Consider the following 17,115-nt stretch of genomic DNA (forward strand, 5'->3'; position numbering starts at 1 on the left):
ATGCGACCCTATCGACGCCATCCCCGGACCTGGCGGCGCGGCGCCTTGACCCTCGTCATCCTCGCCATTGCCGTGGCGGCCGCCTTCCCGCTTGTCTGGATGGTGCTGTCGAGCCTCAAGACTCCCGAAGAAAGCATGCAGGTGCCGCCCGTCTGGTGGCCTGGCTCGCCCAATCTCAACGCCTTTACCGAGGTTGCCGGCGTAGTCAACCTTGGCCGCTCCTTCATCAATTCGGCTTTCATTGCCCTCGTGACCACCGTCGCCATCGTGGTCACCAGCCTGATGGCCGGCTATGCATTTGCCAAGTATCGCTTCAAGGGGCGCGACTGGCTGTTCGCAATCCTGATCGCCACCATGTTCCTCCCGCCCATCGTGACGCTAATCCCGCTCTATCGGCTCACCGGCTATCTCGGGCTCAATGCCAATCTGCTTGGTGTGGTCGTGCCCAATCTCGCCAATGCCTTTGGCATTTTCCTCATGCGCCAATATATCAAGGGCGTGCCCGATGATCTCATTGATGCGGCGCGGGTGGATGGGGCATCGGAGTTCCTGATCCTCTTCAAGATCGTTGCCCCCTCGGTCCTGCCGGCCATCGCGGCACTAACCCTTTTTGCCTTCGTCTATCACTGGAACAGCTATCTCTGGCCGCTGACCGTGTTGCAGGGCAATACCGATCAATATCCCATCGTCATCTCGCTCAGCCGGCTCCTGAGCTACAATCGCGGCGCCATGAATACCGGCCTTGTCATGGCCGGGGCGACGCTCGCCGTGCTGCCGCCGGTCATCCTCTTCGTCTTCCTCCAGCGCTTTTTCGTCGATTCCATCGTCGCTACGGGGGTGAAGGGATGAGCGCGGTTCTTGCCATCGATCTCGGCGGCACGCGTTGCCGCATCGGTCTTGCCGATAGTACCGACCCGGCCGGAGTGAGGCTGGTCGAAGACGTCGCCGCCCCGCAATCGCGCGCCGATTTCCTCGATCTCGTTCGCGCCCTTCTGACGAAGCACAATGCCTACGCCCTTGGCCTCGGCATTCCCGGCCTTGCCCAGAGCACGGTCTGCCGGTGGGTGCCGAACCTGCCTTATCTCGACGGGCTCGATCTCGCTCAAGCTCTGCCCGGCATCTCCATCGGTCTCGGCAATGACGCGCAGCTAAGCCTCCTCGCCGAAGTCCGTGCCGGCGCTGCGAAAGGGCTTTCCGATGCCGTGCTCCTCGCCATCGGCACAGGCATAGGCTCGGCCGTGCTCGCCTCGGGCACGATCATTGCCGGCCACGCCGGCGGCGCCTGTTCCTTCGGCTGGGCCACCGCCGATCTCGCTGACCCAGGCGAAGACGTCAGCGGCTGGCTCGAACGCCAATCGGCCGGCCGGGCGCTCGATCAGCTGGCACAAACAATCGGCCTGGGCAAAGGCCACGACCTCATCGGCGCCGCCCGCTCCGGCGATCCAGCGGCGCTGGCGCTGCTGGCCCGCCCCATGGACGCGCTGGGCACTGCAATTGGCTCAGCCGTTGCCCTGCTCGATCCCTCGGCAATCATCATCGCGGGCGGCGTCGCCGAGGCCTTTGACGTCATCGAACCAATGCTGCGCAAGGCCGTCGACCGGCGTTTGCCGCCGCATCTGCGGGGTGTTGCCCTGCTGCCGGCACAGCACGGCGCCAAAGCCGGGCTGGTCGGCGCTGCCTGTGCCGGGGCACTCGGCCCGAACTGGAGGAGGACATAATGAGCGACGAACCTGCGGGCCTGGTGCGCCCCGACCGGCGCCGTCCGGAACCGCTGTGGCACCAGGCGGAAATGGCGCTACGCGACCTCATCGACCAGGGCGAATGGGCACCGGGGCTGCAAATCCCCAATGAGGATCGCCTCTGCGAAATGCTCGGCATTTCCCGCATCACTCTGCGCCACGCCCTGCGCAATCTCGAAGAGGCCGGCATGCTCCGTCGTGAGCATGGCCGCGGCACGTTCGTGCGCTCGGCCACCATGGTGGCCGGCGTCCGCGGCCTCACCAGCTTTACCGATGAAATGCAGACCCTTGCCGTTTCGCCGGGTACGCGCCTCCTCCTGGCGCAGGTCATTTCCGCGACCCGCGAAATTGCCGAAGCCCTCGAAATTGCCGAGGGCGACAGTGTCGTGCAACTCCGCCGCCTCCGCCTCGGCAATGGCCAGCCCATCGGCATCCAGACAACGCACCTGCCGTCCGCCCGCGTACCCGGCCTCTTTGAAGCCGCTTCGGACGTGACCTCGCTCTATCGCTGGCTCAAGGACAATGCCGGCATTGTCCCGGTCAAGGCCAAGGAAGTCTATCGCGTCGGCGCCGTCGCTGCCGGCGATGCCGATGATCTCGAACTGCCGGTCGGCACTCCGGCCTTCGAGGTCGAGCGCATCACTTTCGACCAGCGCAGTCCCTTTGAATTTGCGGTCTCCACCATGCGGGCCGACCGCTACGAAATCCGCTCAACCCTTTATGTCTAGTTTTGAAAGGCCAGACCCCATGTCCACTCTCTTCATTTCCAAGCTTGCGGCCATCGCCGAAAAGACTGCCGGCGAGAACGAAGCCGCATTCGAAGCTGCCTCCAAGGCCATGAGCGACACCCTCGCCAATGGCGGCCTCGTGCATCTCTATGGCTCGGGCCACTCCGTGCTGCCCGTGCAGGAAACCTATCCGCGCTACGGCTCCTATCTCGGCTTCAACCCGCTGACCGACCCGCGCGTCATGTGGCACAATATTCTGGGCGCCGGCGGCGTGCGCGAACTGCTCTGGCTCGAACGCACCGAAAAGTATGCCGAAAAATTCCTCGATCATCAGCCGCTCAATCCCGGCGACACGATCGTCATCTTCGGCCATTCGGGCAGCAATGCCTCAGGCATCGACACCGCCCTTTACGCCAAGGAGCGTGGCCTCACCGTCATCGCCATCACGGCAAAATCCAATGCCAGCAAGCCGGCCACCCATAGCTCGGGCAAGCGCTTGCCGCATGCATCCGACATCGTCATCGACACCGGCGCGCCGGTGGAAGACGCCATCGTCGACATCAAGGGCTGGAGCCGCCCGGTTTCGGGTTCTTCGACTGTCCTCGCCATGATCATGATGCACGAACTGGTGTCGCGCACGGCACAAAAGCTGGCCGACAAGGGCATTGAACTGCCGGTCTTCGCCTCGCCCACCATTCCGGGCGTGACCCTGCACGATACCGACATCATCTATGGCCAGTACCGCGAAAAGATGATCGACGCGCAGTCCAAGCATCTGGCACAGTTCAAGAAGACCATGGCCAACGAGGGCTGACCGACGCCTTAGTCGCATAGAAAAGATCGGCACGAGCCCACTGCTCGTGCCGATCGTGCGTCAAAGCAGGCCAGAAAAGGCAGATACAGAAAAATCAAAATTTCGGGGAGCTGTGGCTGGGGTGCTAGGATTCGAACCTAGGAATGCCGGTACCAAAAACCGGTGCCTTACCACTTGGCGACACCCCAACTGGCGCGGTTCCTACACCGTTTGCCAAGGCCGTGCAACACGGCTTGTCGAGGCACTAAAATAGGCTTGGGAAAGTCGCCGGAGGCAAGCCAAATGCGTCTCTGCGCAGCCGACCAGCACACGGACAGCAAGAGCTTTGGCTGCGCAAGGCGCCGTTCAGGTTGCTAATTTTGCTGAGAAAGTTTGGTAGCGAAGCCCAGATTCGAACTGGGGACACACGGATTATGATTCCGTTGCTCTAACCAACTGAGCTACTCCGCCCCAAGGGGCTCGACCTGCGTCGATGGCGCCTTACTAAGATCGAGGGGCCCGGTCTGTCAAGCACCGAGACCTTTCACTTATGATTTTTCCAACTACTCCGTGTAACCGCAGATCGGAACATGTTCTGCATTAAACTTGGGGTCGTCGCGCCGGGTCCGAGGACGATCCATCTGCAATGATGTACCTTCCCGCCAAAGGCCGGATTGGGAGTCATACGCGATGAAAATATTGAGCGATTTGCTCCCAGGAACGCCGGTTTCCCTGATTGCCGAATTTACCGCCCTGCCAAACCGCGAAGACGCAGTTGCCGAGCTCTTGGCTGGCCTTGCGGTAAAGGTGCGCGCCGAGGCGGGCAATGTCGTCTTCGACTGCTATCGACGATTGGAAAACCCCGCGAAATTCGTGGTCTACGAAATCTACCGAGACAAGGCAGCGTTCGAAGTTCATATCGCAGCCAGCTATGGAGCCGAGTTCAACGCCAAGCTGGGAGAGCTGATCGTCGAACCCAACTCCATTCTGACCTTCCTTACACCGCTCGGCGCAAGCTGAGACATCAAACGGCTTCTAGTCAGGCGCGGGCCGCTGACGGAAGAGATTCGGGCGCGGCCTTTCGCTCTTGGCCTTTTCGGCGTCGCGAGCCCGCTCTTCCATTTCAACCGTTTCGTGCGGGCGACCATCTGGTCCCCGCCTGGTCATGGGTTGGTTCTGGTGGCTTTTCGGGTCGGATTTCATCGAGGTCACACCCGTGCGACGCCCAGCATCACCACGGCGAAAAGTATGGCAGCGCCACCTATCCACAATGCCAGGGCGAGCAGCGAAAAGCCTTCGATGAATTCAAGACCGGTTTTGTCATGCTCGTACATGAAAACACTCCTCCTCTTTACTCATAGAACGCGACGGCCGAGAACGAGTTGCGGGCCCCGTAGAAGTACCAGGACATTTCGGAGAGACCGTTCAATAATCGACACCAGTACGTTGCAATTGTATCGCTATGAACGACTGGCAGCGTCGCTTACATTCCTACTCGAACACGGCGGAAGACGCCGCGATATTGGGAGTTTTGGAAATGACCCTGGAACTTGGCGGCATCCACCATCTGACGGCCGTGACTGCAGATGCACCGCGCAATCTCAAATTCTACACCGAAACCTTGGGCATGCGCCTCATCAAGAAGACGGTGAACCAGGACGACACGTCGGCCTATCACCTCTTTTACGGCGACGGCGTCGCTTCGCCCGGTGCCGATCTGACCTTCTTCGATTTCCCCACCATGCGCGAACAGCGCGGCAATCACACGGTTGGCCGCACGGGTCTGCGCGTCGATAGCGAGGAAACGCTGCAGTGGTGGAAGGAGCATCTCGAGGCCAACAAGGTTTCAACCAGCGGCATTAAGGAACGCTTCGGGCATGTCTCGATGGACTTTGAGGATTTTGAAGGCCAGCGCTTCCGGTTTGTCGTCGACGGCCGCAACAAGGTGATCCCCTGGGCCAAGTCGCCGGTGCCGGCAGACAAGCAGATTGTCGGTCTTGGCCCGATCACCCTGTCTGTGCCCAAGCTCGAGCCGACCGACGCCATGCTGACCCGCGTGATGAACATGCGGCAGGTGCGGCACTATCCGGCCCGTGAACGCGGCGCCGAAACCTTCGTCTATGAAATGGGTCCGGGCGGCCCGGCCGCGGAACTGCATGTCTCGGTCGATCCGAGCCTGCCGCGGGCTCGCCCCGGTGCCGGTGGCGTCCACCACGTCGCCTTCCGCACGTCGGACGAGAATAGCCTGCGCGAATGGATCGAACGGGTGAACAGTTTTGGCATTCGCTCCTCGGGAGAGGTGGAACGGTTCTACTTCACCTCGCTCTACTTCAGGGAGCCGAATGGGGTTCTGTTCGAAATCGCTACCGACGTTCCCGGCTTTGCCGCCGACGAGCCGATGGAAACGCTGGGCGAAAGCCTGTCGCTGCCGCCGTTCCTCGAAAGCCAGCGCGCGCAGATCGAGGCAGGTTTGAAGCCTCTGGTCTAAAGTCGAACTCAGAAGGCCGCCCGGTATCGCCGGGCGGCCTTCTTTGATTCAGCGGGTAGCGTCGGGTTCGAGCAGGGCAGCGTCCTGAACGAGGCGGATGAACTCGGCACGGTAGCCGCCTTCGTCTTCGCCGCGGCCGGCTTTGGCGAGGGCTTCGATCTCGGCCCAGGTCATGTCTGTGCCATAGACGCTGTCTTTCAGCTTCTGGCCGAAGGCGGCGACGGCGGTGGCGAACTGGGCGTCAGTGCCGGCGAGAGTGATGTCATCGTAGACAATCTCGGGGGTGACGGGCTGTTCGATCAACTGGCTGACGCTTTCGCCAGGCAGCTTGTAGCGCATCTTGAGGAAGGCGATTTCATTGTTGCCGCCAGTGCTCGCCGCGTCGGTGCCATAGCGCAGGGGATCGACCTGACCGGCGCCGACCGGGGTGATTTCATAAAGCGCGGTGACCGTGTGGCCTGCGCCGACATCGCCGGCATCCACCGCGTCATTGTTGAAATCCTCGCGTTCGAGGTGGCGGGTTTCGTAGCCAATGAGGCGATATTCCGAGACCATGGCCGGGTTGAATTCAACCTGGATTTTGACGTCCTGGGCAATGGTGTGGAGCGTGCCGCCCACTTCCTCGACCAGCACCTTCTTGGCTTCGGCGAAGTTGGAAATGTAGCTGGCATTGCCATTGCCGTTCTGGGCCAGCGCCTGCATGGTCGCATCGTCGAGATTGCCGCGGCCAAAGCCGAGCACCGAGAGGCTGATGCCGGACTGGCGCTTCTTGGCGATGAACTGCTTGAGCGCATCGGGATCATCGATACCGACATTGAAGTCACCATCGGTGGCGAGGATGACGCGATTGGTACCGTTCGTCTTGCCCTCTTCGGCGAGGCGATAGGCTAGTTCGATGCCGTCGGCGCCGGCCGTCGAGCCCCCTGCCCCGAGTTCGTCCAGAGCCGAAAGGATCTTTGCCTTTTCGCTGGCGGCGGTCGGTTCGAGCACTACGCCGGCGGAACCGGCATAGGCGACGATGGAGACCGTGTCCTTTTCCGAAAGCTGGTCGAGCAGCAGCGCGAAGGAGCGTTTTAGCAAGGGCAGCTTGTCGGGCTCGTCCATCGAACCGGAGGTGTCGATGAGGAAGACCAGATTGCTCGGCGCAATGGCTTCGGCGGGCGATTCATAGCCACGGATGCCGATGGAAAGGATCTGGGTCTTGTCGTTCCACGGCGTCGGGAAGACCTTTAGCGTCGGCTGGAACGGCACCTCGGCGCTGGGGGCGGCGGGGTAGTCATAGGTGAAATAGTTGATCAGCTCCTCGATGCGCACGGCATCGGGCTCGGGGACATAGCCGTCTTCGAGCATGCGGCGGGCATAGGAATAGCTGGCCGTATCGACATCGATGGAAAAGGTCGAGACCGGTTCTTGTGCGGCCACCTTCAGGGGCTGTTCGTCAAAGCTGGTGAATTCATCGCCGCTCGGGAGCGGCGCCATGCGGCCGGCTTCGTCGGCAAAGACGCTCTGCTTGGCGAGGCCACCGACAGGCGCGCCGCCATAAGCTTCGGTCTGGACGGCCGACAGCGAGGGCGTGATCGCCGGAGCGGGCGCGGGCATACTCTGCGGAGCAACCATGCGCATGTCCGGAGCGGCTTCGCTTTCGAGCAACATGGGTTCGGGCGCCGCCAGGGCATCGCTATCGGCTGCGGCGTCGGCGGGGCCTTGCTGCACGGCAATGTCGGCCACCTCTTCGCGGGCGGGCGGGGGCACCGGCTCGGCGGCGGGCGCCGTGATCTGCGGGCGCGGTGGCGCCTCGACCGAGGTCATCGCGGTCGTGGAATAGAGCTGGTAACCGAGCGGCAGGAGCAGCAGGGCCACGGCGGTCGTGCCGAGCGGAATGCGGATGTCCATGATCGAAAGTCCCTTCAGGATTTCTTTGATGGACATGTGACGGCGGCGGCGATCCGATCCTTGGGTCAGGCGCGCGTTTTTTTTGGTTTCGGCTTCGGCGTAAGCGGCGCGTGCGGCGGCAAGCGCTGCGGCCTTGGCAGAGGCACGCGGCGGCGGCACGGGCGACTGGCCCAAATTTTCGAACGGATCGGGGCGGTGATCGGTCATAGGAGCCCCCTCAATGTCTTGCGGGCTTCGTGAACGTGGAAAGAAACGGTGGCCTCCTTGATCCCCATGATCTCGGCGGCCTGGGCGTGGCTCATCTCTTCGGCATAAACGAGCAGCACGGCATCGCGCTGCTTTTCGGGAAGGTTGCGGACAGCCGCCCAAAGCTGGCTGCTGGTGGTTGCGTCTTCCTGGTTTGGCGCCTCTTCGGTCGGGGCGATCTCGGCATAGGCGTCCACATGGGCGCCGCGGCGGCGGCCGGCGCGCTGCCAGTCGCGCACCATATTGAGTGTGATGCGATAGACCCAGCTCGAAAAAGCGCTGCGCCCATCGAAAGATTGCAGCGCCGCCCCGAGGCGTACGCAGACATCCTGGGCTATATCTTCGGCGTCATGACCATTGCCGCACCAGCGCCAGGCAGTGCGGTAGATGCGGTCGTATTGATCCTCGATCAATTCGGCAAAGGCCTCGGCATCGCCATTCTGGGCGCGCCGAACCAGCGCCTCGGTGAAGGCGGCCATTGGATCGGGTATGGATGCGGCAGTCAGTCCCACCAATCGTGCCTGCACAGAAAGCCTCTTTGCAGCTAGTTTAGCTATAGGACGCCAGTGTCGCTGCATTCCTTTGGTCGTCGCCGAAATTTTTCTGTATGGAGACGAGCATGTCCGAAAGCCCCTTCAAGCTGAACCGCACGCGCATCTTCATCCTCGCCATGGGCGCGGTCGTGGTGCTGATTGCCATATCGATGATGATGGGCGGGCTGGGGCAGTATCAGGCGCTGCGGGAAGCGGCCAATGCGGCGAAGGAGCCGACTACGGAGCAGGTGGGGCAGTAACACGCCGGATGAGGGCGGCGCGAGCTGAGAGCACCCCCTCACCGACTCGGCTGCGCCGAGCCACCTCTCCCCAAGGGGAGAGGAATAAGACAGACTAAGCCACCAAAGCCTGAGGCACGGCTTCGGCGATAAAGCCACCGCCCAGCACTTCGGCCGTCTGGCTGTCGTCGGCGTAGAACACACACGCCTGGCCGGGCGAGATGCCGTATTCGCCGGTGACAAGAGTCACAAAGACCTCGCCACCCTGCATCTGGATGACGGCGGGCTGCGGGCCGCGGGTGGAGCGGACTTTTACTTCAACCGGAGCGCCATTGCCGGCGCTGGCTTCGGCGAGCGGGATTGCACCAAGCCAATTGACGTCGCGGAGCCTGACCGTGTGCGTCTTGAGCGCTTCGCGCGGGCCGACGATGACGCGACCGGCGCGATGGTCGAGCTTGACCACATAGAGCGGTTCGCCGGCGGCGACGCCGAGGCCCTTGCGCTGGCCGATGGTGTAATTGACGATGCCTTCATGCGTGCCGAGCACGCGCCCGTCGAGATGCACGATCTCGCCCTGGGCCAGCGCCTCGGGATGCATCTTGCGGATGATGTCGGCATACTTGCCCTGCGGCACGAAGCAGATGTCCTGGCTGTCGTGCTTTTCGGCGATTTCCAGGCCGAATTCGCGGGCAAGCTCACGAACGGCGGGTTTGCTCAGACCGCCAAGCGGGAAGCGCAGAAAATCGAGCTGCTGCTGGGTGGTCGCGAAGAGAAAATAGGTCTGGTCCCTGTCGCTGTCGACGGGGCGGAAAAGCTGGCGGCGACCGTCTTCGAGGAGGCGCGTCTGCACATAATGGCCAGTGGCAAGGACGTCGGCGCCGAGGTCGCGGGCGACGGTCATCAGGTCGACGAATTTTACCGACTGGTTGCAGGCAATGCAGGGCACCGGGGTTTCGCCCTGCTGATAGGCATTGGCGAAAGGCTCGATCACCGAGGCTTTGAAGCGCTCTTCATAGTCGAGCACATAATGGGGAATACCGAGCTTGGCAGCGACGCGGCGGGCGTCGTGAATGTCCTGGCCGGCGCAGCATGCGCCCTTCCGATGCGTGGCTTCACCGTGATCGTAAAGCTGCAGGGTGACGCCAATGACTTCATAGCCCTCTCGGGCGAGTACACCGGCAACGACGGAGGAGTCGACGCCCCCGGACATGGCGACAACAACGCGCGTGTCCTCGGGACGCTTGGCGATATCAAGCGAATTCAACATGTCTTTCCAATCCGGATGGGTTCAAGGGCCAACGGATAAGTGTGAGGCCGCGTCATACCGCCATTGCGCAATTCTGGCAATTGCCCCGCCCGGCAGGAATTGCCGGGTTGAGGGCGAAACTGACCCAAAGAGCATTGGCGATCAGACGGACGGCGTGGAGGCAGGCAGGGCGAGTGGCTCCTTAGAAGACTGAAAACAAAGGCATTTCAAAGAGTGGAGGCGAGTTGGCAAGGCTCTTGCTTTGTCCGTCAGGAGTTCTTTCGTGTTCGAAGAGGCGCAATCGTGGCTTCACAACTGGCAAATCTTTTGGTCTCGGCTATCGGCTCCGCCGCAAAGCCGATGCAGCCGCCCGTCAAATCCAACAATGACGACCAGTTCGCGCGCCTTCTCGACGCTCCGGCGACCCCGCCCAAGCGCAATGATGCGCCGGCAGCGCCAAGCAGTGATGCCCAGCCGGCACCGGCCGAGGCTGCGCCCGCCGATAAGCCCGAGACCACGGAAGCCGCTGCAGCGGCTGCGCCGGCCGACGAAAACACCGACAAGGAAGCCGGCGACGAAACCAGCACCACATCGCTGGCCGACTCGCTGCTGGCGGCGCTTGCCGCGCTCGGCCTGACGACCGAAGGCGCGACGGATGGCGAAGCGGGCGAAGGCGATCTTGTCGACCCGGCTGCACTTGAAGATATCAAGGACGCGATCGGCGAACTTTCGCAATTGTTGGGCATGGACGTCGCAACGCTCATGCAGCAGTTGGCCGCGCTCGCCAAGAATGTTGCTGCCGAGGGCGGCGGGGAGGCCGAACTGACGGCCAAGCTCAATGGCTGGCTGGGCGAGCGCCTCCGCGCGGCCGGGCTGACGCTTGACGCCAATGCCGAGGCAAGCCTTGCCAAGCTGATGGACGGGCTCGGCGACTTCGCCAAGGCCATTCCGGCGGAACCGGAGCTGGCTTCGGCCCAGCTCAAGATGCCCGAGCCGGTACTGGCGGCAAAGACCGCAGCCACCGAGCCGAAGCTGGAAGTGAGCGAACCCGAGCTCAAGGTCGAGCCGGAAAGCCTCGAGCGCAAGGCCGAGACCAAATCGGCCGAGCCGGCGGAAACCAACCAGAACAAGGGCCCGAACAACCAGGCCCAGGCGGCCCGCCCCAATGGCGGCCAGGACAATAATCTCAATCTGACCCCGACCGCGCCCGCCGCGGCGCAGGCCGATGCCCCCCAGCAGCTCGATGCTGCAACGACGCCGCGCGTGGTGCAGACCGGCTACCAGACGAGCCAGCAGCAATTGAACCTGCCGCAGATCGCCTTCGAGCTGTCGCGCCAGGTGACGGATGGCAATACCCGCTTCCAGATCCGGCTCGATCCGGCAGAACTGGGGCGTATCGACGTCAAGCTCGACATCGACAGCAATGGCCAGGTGCATGCGCGGCTGACAGTCGAAAAGGCCGAAACGCTCGACCTGATGCAGCGCGACCAGCGCGCGCTGGAAAAAGCGCTGCAGCAGGCCGGTCTCGATCAGAGCAAAACCAATCTCGAATTCTCGCTCAAGCAAAACCCGTTTGCCGGTGATCAGAACCAGCGTTCGGGCGATGAGCGAAGCGGGTCGGGCCAGGGCCAGGATAGCCAAGAGGAGACAGAAGTCTCCGCCCCCGCCATCACCCTTTATCGCGGCGCGCTCCAGGCGAGCGGCCTCAATATCCTGGCATAAGGACGTTTCACCATGGTCGACGGCGTTTCCGGTTCGTCCTCAGCAAATAACAGCTCGCTCGCCGGCTCCCGCCAGACGATCGCGCAGAATTTCGACACTTTCCTGTCGATCCTGACCACGCAGCTCAAGAACCAGAACCCGCTCGACCCGCTGGATACCAATCAGTTCACCCAGCAACTCGTGCAGTTCACCGGCGTCGAGCAGCAGCTCAAGACCAATACTTTCCTTGAAAGCCTGCTCGCTTCGACCCAGACGGCCGGCCGCATGGACGCGGTGGGCTATATCGGCAAGCAGGTGACGATCACCGGCAAGACCACGCAGCTGAGCGGCACCCATGCCATGTGGGGTTATAAGGCCGAGGCGAACGTCGCCAATGCCAATATCACGATCAAGAACGCTTCGGGCGACGTGGTCTATACGCAAAACGGCTCGCTCAACATGGGCGACGGCGTCTTCACCTGGGATGGCATCTCTACCGACGGCCAGCCGCAGCCTGATGGCCTCTATACAATGACTATCGAAGGCACGAACCTGTCGGGCAAGGCGGTCAAGGTCACGACTTCCGCCATCGGCATTGTCAGCGCCGTCGACTTCTCGAGCGGCCAGCCCATGGTCACCGTCGGCGCCGCAAAGGTACCGCTGAGCGATGTTTCGGAAGTCCGCATTCCCGAAGCGCCATCGACCGGCGACGGCGATACCGACGCATAGTAGGGAAATGCGCGGCGGGTGACGGCGCGGCAACTGCCTCCGCCCGTCACCACATGAAGTCCCCATGACGGATCAATTGATTGATTTTCCGTCGTATTCTTAACCGGTTGTAAGTTTCCTTTTAGCGGTATCTTAAGGTCACCGTCCTACTCTCTTGGTCATATGGTCAGGTTGAGTAGAGAGTAAAATGACCGTACAGATGCGTCCTCGCGTAAAGTACGTTATCGGTCCGGACGGTAGCCCGCTCACCATTGCGGATCTGCCTCCCGCCAATACCCGTCGTTGGGTAATTCGCCGCAAGGCGGAAGTCGTTGCCGCCGTGCGTGGTGGTCTCCTGAGCCTCGAAGAGGCTTGCGAGCGCTATACGCTTAGCGTCGATGAATTTCTTAACTGGCAGGCTGCCATCGACAAGCATGGCCTTGCCGGTTTGCGGACCACCTGGATTCAGCACTACCGAGAGGGCTGAAATCTTCGGTTCAAGACTATAGCGTAGCCCCCACGGCCCAAGGCCCTGGGGGTTTTGCGCGTTTTGGGGTCGGCTTTGCGAAGACTAGACCATATCGTCCGGCATCCAGCGTGCGCCGGCGGGGCGCTGCTTCAGGCGCTCGTAATAGGCCTGCGCATGCGGCATGGGCTTGTGGTCGAAGGGAACGACAAACCAGCGGTGGATGGACAGCCCGAGAACGATGTCGGCAATGGAAAAATCCTCGCCGGCGATGAAGGGCCTGCCCCGCGCCAGTTCGGCTTCGAGAATGTCCATCTTTCCCGTCCAGCGCGCGATTGATTCGGCAATTTTTGCCGGGTCGTCGTAACCGGGCGTTTTGCGCACCAGTGCATGAAGCGCATACATCCAGGGCGGATTGAGTTCGGTTGCCTGCCAGCTCAGCCACTGCAGCGCCCGGGCGAGCGCGTGGTTCTCGCTCGGCAGCAGCGCGCCGCGCGTATGCGCGAGGTATGCCGCGACCGCATTGCTCTCCCAGAGGACGAACCCATCGTCTTCGACAAAGACCGGCACGCTGCCATTGGGGTTGAGCGCCAGATATTCCGGCACTTTGGGGTCGCGCAGCGGCAGGCCCCAGTCCTCCCGCTCATAGGAAATCCCCAATTCGTCGAGCGTCCACAGGACCTTACGCACATTGATCGAGGTCACGCGACCGAGTACCCGAACCATCTTCTACCTCATATTCGAACTAGGCACTTTTTGCCTGATTTTTCGATTTGCATCGAGTGGTTAAGAGATTGTTTACCATCTGATGGGTAATTTTTGCCCAGCGGTCGACGGGGGCTCCGACGATTGCACTTGACCAAACTCGAGTGGCAGCGTGGAAAGTCTAACTACTCTCATCAACCGCATCGGCATGCCGCGCATCGCCGCCATGGCGACCGTGGCGGTTCTGATCATGGGCTTCTTCGTCTTCCTGATGATGCGGGCCCAGACGCCGAACATGTCCCCGCTCTATAGTGGCCTGAGCCTCGAAGACTCCTCGGCGATCATCACCGAACTCGAAACGGCCAACGTGCCCTTCGAACTGCGCGGCGACGGCGACACCATTCTCGTGCCACGCGACCAGATCACGACGCTCCGCATGAACCTTGCGGGTGAAGGCCTGCCGAGCAAGGGGCAGGTCGGCTACGAAATTTTCGACCAGCAGTCGACGCTCGGCGCGACGAGCTTTGTCCAGAACATCAACAACGTCCGCGCCCTCGAAGGCGAACTGGCCCGCACCATTTCTTCGCTCTCGCGCATCAAGGGCGCCCGCGTTCACCTTGTCCTGCCCGAACGCGAACTCTTCCGCCGCGAACGCAAGGACCCGTCGGCCTCGATCGTGCTGTCCGTGCGCGGCGCCCTCTCCAACGGCGAAATCCGCGCCATCCAGCACCTCGTGGCCTCCGCCATCGAAGGCCTGAGCCCCCAGCGCGTGTCGATCGTCGATGATGCAGGCAACCTGCTGGCTTCGGGTACCGAGGATGACGGCCTCGGCGCCATGTCGGGCCAGGCCGAAGAGCGCTCGCTGGCCTTCGAAAATCGCATCCGTACCCGCGTCGAAGACATGCTGGCCAATGTGGTCGGCGCCGGCCGGGCCCGCGTCGAAATCTCGGCCGAGATGGATTTCAACCGCTCGACCGTGACCGAAGAAACCTTCGACCCTGAAGGCCAGGTTGTCCGCTCGACCCAGACCCGTGAAGCCCAGAACCAGTCCGGCGCGGCTGCCGGTCAGGTGACCGTGGCCAACGAACTGCCTGGAGCCAGCGGCGACGGCGCGACCAACGGCAACACCGAACAGGGCAATTCGACCGAGGAAGTCGTCAACTACGAGATTTCCAAGAAGACCCAGACGGCCGTCACCGAAGCGGGTGCCCTCAAGCGCCTGTCCGTGGCCGTGGTCGTCGACGGCACCTATACCGATGACGGCGCCGGCAACATGACCTATGCCCCGCGCTCGGCCGACGAGATCGCCCAGATCCTGACCCTGGTCCGCTCGGCCGTCGGTTACTCGGCCGAACGCGGCGACAATGTTGAAGTCGTCAATATGCAGTTCGCCGAACGTCCGGAACTGGCTCCGCCCGGTACCGACCAGCAGGGTGGCCTTCTCGACTTTACCCGCGACGACCTGATGAATGGCGCGGAAATGGCCGTGACCCTGCTGATCGCGCTGGCTCTCCTGTTCTTCGTGCTGCGCCCGCTGCTCAAGAAGGTCATCAGCCCCGAACCCGAGCCGCTAGCCCTGCCGGCCGCCGTGGAACTGGGCCAGGGCACGACGCTCGACGCCGAAGGCAATGTCATCACCTCGATCACTGGCGAACCGATGAGCGACGCGGCCCGGGCGGCGCTTGCCAACCACGACTGGATCGAAGACGCCAAGGCCCTCGGCGAGCAGCAGCTTCAGCAGCTCAAGTCGGTCGGTTCGCTCGTCGAAGAAAACCCCAAGCAGGCAGCGCTGATCGTGCGCGGCTGGCTCTCCAACGCAGCGTGATCTGACATGGCCCTAGTTGCTCAAGCCATCGAGACCCCGGAAGTCCGCTCCGGCGGCCCCCAGCTCAAAATCGGTGGTGCTTCGAACTACCGCGCCCTCAAGGGCGACGAGAAGGCCGCTGCCCTGATGCTGGCGCTCGGCCCCGATCACGGCAAGCCGATCTTTGAAGAGCTCGACGAGCATGAGATCAAGACGCTGTCACGCGCCATGGTCAAGCTCGGCCCGATCACCCCGGCCATGCTCGACGAACTGATGGCAGAATTTGTCACCAACATTGCCTCGAACGGTAATGTGGCGGGCAATTCGGACTCGACCGAACGTCTGCTCTTGAGCTTCCTGCCCCAGGACCGCGTCGATGCGATCATGGAAGAAATCCGCGGCCCGGCCGGCCGCAACATGTGGGAGAAGCTCTCCAACGTGCAGGCCGACGTTCTCGCGGCTTACCTCAAGAACGAATATCCGCAGACCGTCGCCGTGATCCTCTCCAAGATCGCGCCGGAACATGCCTCCGACGTGCTCGCCTCGCTGCCCGAGGAGCTGGCCATGGAAGTGGTGCAGCGCATGCTGGGCCTCGACGTGGTGCAGAAGGATATTCTCGAAAAGGTCGAGCAGACCCTGCGCACCGAATTCATCTCGACGCTCAACACTTCCAAGCGCCGCGACAGCCATGAACTGATGGCCGAAATCTTCAACACCTTCGATCGCCAGACCGAAGCGCGCTTCATCACGAGCCTTGAAGAAAAGAGCCGCGAAGATGCCGAGCGCATCAAGTCGCTCATGTTCACCTTCGAGGATCTGGCCAAGCTCGACATGTCGGCAATCCAGACCCTGCTCAGCCGCGTGGACAAGCGCGAACTGGCGCTCTGCCTCAAGGGCGCCAACGACGAGATCAAGGACTTCTTCCTCAAGAACATGTCGAGCCGCGCAGCCAAGCTGATGCAGGACGACATGATGGCCATGGGCCCCGTCCGTCTCAAGGACGTGGACGAAGCGCAGGCCCGCATGGTGTCGGTTGCCAAGGACTTGGCGGCGAAGGGGGAAATCCTCATCGTCAAGTCCAAGGGCGACGACCAGATGATCGGTTGACGCCATGGCCGCCCTTGCCCGTTTCACCTTCGATCTCGATCTGGCCGACCACCCGGTCCTGCCCCAGAGCATCATGCCCGAACTGCCGCCCGAGCCTGTCGGCATCGCCGAGGAGGTCGTCGAGCGTCTGGTGCGCGAAGCGCGCGAAGAAGGCTATGCCGAGGGTCTTGTGGCAGGCGAAAGCAACGCCACCTCGATGTCGAGCCAGACCATCGCTGCCGCGGCAGGAACCCTGGCAGCCCATGCCGCAAGCATGACCGCAGCGCTCGATGAGGCACGCGCCGAAAGCCACAAGGAAGCTGTGGGTCTTGCCGTCAGCGTCGGCCGGAAACTCGCTTTCCATCTCGTCGGCCGCGAGCCGACTGCGGAACTCGAAGCGTTGATCGCCGAATGCATGCCCAGCCTTTCCGGCGTGCCGCATCTGGTGATCCGCTGCCACGAAGACCTGGCTGACCAGATCCGCGACATCGCGACTGCCCAGATCGCCACCTCCGGCTATGCCGGCCGCCTGGTGGTCATGGGCGAACCCGACATCCGCCTTGGCGACGGTCGGCTCGAATGGGTCGATGGCGGCCTTATCAGAGACGCCGACGGGCTCGACGCCGAGATCGATGAGACAATTGCCGCCTACCTCGCCGCCAAGGCGAACAAGGCCGGATCACACTTAGCCAAGGAGAGCGGTGAATGAACCCGACCGATCCTCAGACCGACGCCGCTGA

At 62.3% G+C, this 17,115-nt stretch carries 18 protein-coding genes and 2 tRNA genes; 13 read left to right on the forward strand and 7 right to left on the reverse strand.

Going from position 1 to position 17,115, the window contains the following annotated elements:
• From NVV77_RS19060 to NVV77_RS19075, 4 genes are read left to right on the forward strand one after another with little or no spacing between them, the layout of a single operon-like run.
• Complete coding sequence (locus tag NVV77_RS19060; protein WP_295416235.1) at positions 1-849, forward strand: carbohydrate ABC transporter permease; 849 nt, start codon at positions 1-3, stop codon at positions 847-849.
• The gene (locus NVV77_RS19065) at positions 846-1,718 is read left to right on the forward strand and encodes an ROK family protein (protein WP_295415568.1); all 873 of its coding nucleotides are present in this window, start codon (positions 846-848) and stop codon (positions 1,716-1,718) included. Before NVV77_RS19060 ends, NVV77_RS19065 begins: the two co-directional genes overlap by 4 nt.
• The gene (locus NVV77_RS19070) at positions 1,718-2,467 is read left to right on the forward strand and encodes a GntR family transcriptional regulator (RefSeq protein ID WP_295415569.1); all 750 of its coding nucleotides are present in this window, start codon (positions 1,718-1,720) and stop codon (positions 2,465-2,467) included. Before NVV77_RS19065 ends, NVV77_RS19070 begins: the two co-directional genes overlap by 1 nt.
• 19 nt (positions 2,468-2,486) lie before the next feature.
• Positions 2,487-3,281: a sugar isomerase domain-containing protein gene (locus NVV77_RS19075; RefSeq protein ID WP_035086038.1), complete on the forward strand. Its 795-nt coding sequence runs from the start codon at positions 2,487-2,489 to the stop codon at positions 3,279-3,281.
• Positions 3,282-3,394: 113 nt separating this feature from the next.
• Here the strand turns inward: NVV77_RS19075 and NVV77_RS19080 are convergent.
• Positions 3,395-3,469 (reverse strand) — tRNA-Gln (locus NVV77_RS19080).
• Positions 3,470-3,654: 185 nt separating this feature from the next.
• Positions 3,655-3,731 (reverse strand) — tRNA-Met (locus tag NVV77_RS19085).
• 228 nt (positions 3,732-3,959) lie between these two features.
• On the opposite strand from NVV77_RS19085, the gene NVV77_RS19090 reads away from it, so the two are divergent.
• Positions 3,960-4,280: a putative quinol monooxygenase gene (locus NVV77_RS19090; protein WP_295415572.1), complete on the forward strand. Its 321-nt coding sequence runs from the start codon at positions 3,960-3,962 to the stop codon at positions 4,278-4,280.
• Between the two features lie 188 nt (positions 4,281-4,468).
• Here the strand turns inward: NVV77_RS19090 and NVV77_RS19095 are convergent, their stop codons facing one another.
• Positions 4,469-4,594, reverse strand: coding sequence for a hypothetical protein (locus tag NVV77_RS19095; protein ID WP_295415574.1), 126 nt, complete (start codon positions 4,592-4,594; stop codon positions 4,469-4,471).
• 203 nt (positions 4,595-4,797) lie between these two features.
• Between NVV77_RS19095 and NVV77_RS19100 the strand changes: the two genes are divergently transcribed.
• Positions 4,798-5,748 carry a ring-cleaving dioxygenase gene (locus NVV77_RS19100; protein ID WP_295415576.1) on the forward strand — a complete coding sequence of 317 codons (951 nt, stop codon included), beginning with the start codon at positions 4,798-4,800 and terminating at the stop codon, positions 5,746-5,748.
• Between the two features lie 48 nt (positions 5,749-5,796).
• On the opposite strand, the gene NVV77_RS19105 is transcribed toward NVV77_RS19100, so the two are convergent.
• Both NVV77_RS19105 and NVV77_RS19110 read right to left on the reverse strand, forming a co-directional pair.
• Positions 5,797-7,848, reverse strand: a complete 2,052-nt coding sequence (locus NVV77_RS19105; RefSeq protein WP_295415578.1) for a VWA domain-containing protein — start codon at positions 7,846-7,848, stop codon at positions 5,797-5,799.
• A complete protein-coding gene (locus tag NVV77_RS19110) occupies positions 7,845-8,366 on the reverse strand; it encodes an RNA polymerase sigma factor (RefSeq protein WP_295416238.1) in 522 nt (173 codons plus the stop codon). Before NVV77_RS19110 ends, NVV77_RS19105 begins: the two co-directional genes overlap by 4 nt.
• Positions 8,367-8,506: 140 nt before the next feature.
• Between NVV77_RS19110 and NVV77_RS19115 the strand changes: the two genes are divergently transcribed.
• A complete protein-coding gene (locus NVV77_RS19115) occupies positions 8,507-8,680 on the forward strand; it encodes a hypothetical protein (RefSeq protein WP_295415580.1) in 174 nt (57 codons plus the stop codon).
• A 94-nt stretch (positions 8,681-8,774) separates the two neighbouring features.
• Here the strand turns inward: NVV77_RS19115 and mnmA are convergent, their stop codons facing one another.
• On the reverse strand, positions 8,775-9,926 hold the full coding sequence (gene mnmA / locus NVV77_RS19120; RefSeq protein WP_295415582.1) for a tRNA 2-thiouridine(34) synthase MnmA: 1,152 nt from the start codon (positions 9,924-9,926) through the stop codon (positions 8,775-8,777).
• Between the two features lie 282 nt (positions 9,927-10,208).
• Here mnmA and NVV77_RS19125 point away from each other — a divergent pair, with 282 nt between their 5' ends.
• The 3 genes from NVV77_RS19125 to NVV77_RS19135 all read left to right on the forward strand — a co-directional run bounded on the left by NVV77_RS19125 (position 10,209) and on the right by NVV77_RS19135 (position 12,801).
• On the forward strand, positions 10,209-11,627 hold the full coding sequence (locus NVV77_RS19125) for a flagellar hook-length control protein FliK (protein WP_295415584.1): 1,419 nt from the start codon (positions 10,209-10,211) through the stop codon (positions 11,625-11,627).
• Between the two features lie 12 nt (positions 11,628-11,639).
• Entirely contained in the window at positions 11,640-12,335 is a 696-nt protein-coding gene (locus NVV77_RS19130) for a flagellar hook assembly protein FlgD (protein ID WP_295415586.1), read from the forward strand.
• Between the two features lie 187 nt (positions 12,336-12,522).
• The gene (locus NVV77_RS19135) at positions 12,523-12,801 is read left to right on the forward strand and encodes a DUF1153 domain-containing protein (protein WP_035085775.1); all 279 of its coding nucleotides are present in this window, start codon (positions 12,523-12,525) and stop codon (positions 12,799-12,801) included.
• A gap of 84 nt (positions 12,802-12,885) precedes the next feature.
• Here the strand turns inward: NVV77_RS19135 and NVV77_RS19140 are convergent, their stop codons facing one another.
• The gene (locus NVV77_RS19140) at positions 12,886-13,506 is read right to left on the reverse strand and encodes a glutathione S-transferase family protein (protein ID WP_295415592.1); all 621 of its coding nucleotides are present in this window, start codon (positions 13,504-13,506) and stop codon (positions 12,886-12,888) included.
• 151 nt (positions 13,507-13,657) lie between these two features.
• Here NVV77_RS19140 and fliF point away from each other — a divergent pair, with 151 nt between their 5' ends.
• From fliF to NVV77_RS19155, 3 genes are read left to right on the forward strand one after another with little or no spacing between them, the layout of a single operon-like run.
• Positions 13,658-15,310 (forward strand): flagellar basal-body MS-ring/collar protein FliF, encoded by a 1,653-nt coding sequence (gene fliF / locus NVV77_RS19145; protein WP_295415594.1) that lies wholly within the window; start codon positions 13,658-13,660, stop codon positions 15,308-15,310.
• A 6-nt stretch (positions 15,311-15,316) separates the two neighbouring features.
• Entirely contained in the window at positions 15,317-16,396 is a 1,080-nt protein-coding gene (gene fliG, locus NVV77_RS19150) for a flagellar motor switch protein FliG (RefSeq protein WP_295415596.1), read from the forward strand.
• A 4-nt stretch (positions 16,397-16,400) separates the two neighbouring features.
• Complete coding sequence (locus tag NVV77_RS19155; protein ID WP_295415597.1) at positions 16,401-17,084, forward strand: hypothetical protein; 684 nt, start codon at positions 16,401-16,403, stop codon at positions 17,082-17,084.
• Positions 17,085-17,115: the final 31 nt, after the last annotated feature.

The organism is Devosia sp., from assembly GCF_024707125.1.
In the GTDB taxonomy this organism is placed as follows: Bacteria; Pseudomonadota; Alphaproteobacteria; order Rhizobiales; family Devosiaceae; genus Devosia.

Excerpts from the sequence above, each read along its gene's own strand:
- NVV77_RS19075 (WP_035086038.1), top strand. The coding sequence starts at position 2,487 with ATGTCCACTCTCTTCATTTCCAAGCTTGCGGCCATCGCCGAAAAGACT.
- NVV77_RS19140 (WP_295415592.1), bottom strand. The coding sequence starts at position 13,506 with ATGGTTCGGGTACTCGGTCGCGTGACCTCGATCAATGTGCGTAAGGTC.
- mnmA (WP_295415582.1), bottom strand. The coding sequence starts at position 9,926 with ATGTTGAATTCGCTTGATATCGCCAAGCGTCCCGAGGACACGCGCGTT.
- NVV77_RS19065 (WP_295415568.1), top strand. The coding sequence starts at position 846 with ATGAGCGCGGTTCTTGCCATCGATCTCGGCGGCACGCGTTGCCGCATC.
- NVV77_RS19115 (WP_295415580.1), top strand. The coding sequence starts at position 8,507 with ATGTCCGAAAGCCCCTTCAAGCTGAACCGCACGCGCATCTTCATCCTC.
- NVV77_RS19110 (WP_295416238.1), bottom strand. The coding sequence starts at position 8,366 with ATGGCCGCCTTCACCGAGGCGCTGGTTCGGCGCGCCCAGAATGGCGAT.
- NVV77_RS19100 (WP_295415576.1), top strand. The coding sequence starts at position 4,798 with ATGACCCTGGAACTTGGCGGCATCCACCATCTGACGGCCGTGACTGCA.
- fliG (WP_295415596.1), top strand. The coding sequence starts at position 15,317 with ATGGCCCTAGTTGCTCAAGCCATCGAGACCCCGGAAGTCCGCTCCGGC.
- NVV77_RS19060 (WP_295416235.1), top strand. The coding sequence starts at position 1 with ATGCGACCCTATCGACGCCATCCCCGGACCTGGCGGCGCGGCGCCTTG.
- NVV77_RS19155 (WP_295415597.1), top strand. The coding sequence starts at position 16,401 with ATGGCCGCCCTTGCCCGTTTCACCTTCGATCTCGATCTGGCCGACCAC.
- NVV77_RS19105 (WP_295415578.1), bottom strand. The coding sequence starts at position 7,848 with ATGACCGATCACCGCCCCGATCCGTTCGAAAATTTGGGCCAGTCGCCC.
- NVV77_RS19130 (WP_295415586.1), top strand. The coding sequence starts at position 11,640 with ATGGTCGACGGCGTTTCCGGTTCGTCCTCAGCAAATAACAGCTCGCTC.
- NVV77_RS19095 (WP_295415574.1), bottom strand. The coding sequence starts at position 4,594 with ATGTACGAGCATGACAAAACCGGTCTTGAATTCATCGAAGGCTTTTCG.
- NVV77_RS19135 (WP_035085775.1), top strand. The coding sequence starts at position 12,523 with ATGACCGTACAGATGCGTCCTCGCGTAAAGTACGTTATCGGTCCGGAC.
- NVV77_RS19070 (WP_295415569.1), top strand. The coding sequence starts at position 1,718 with ATGAGCGACGAACCTGCGGGCCTGGTGCGCCCCGACCGGCGCCGTCCG.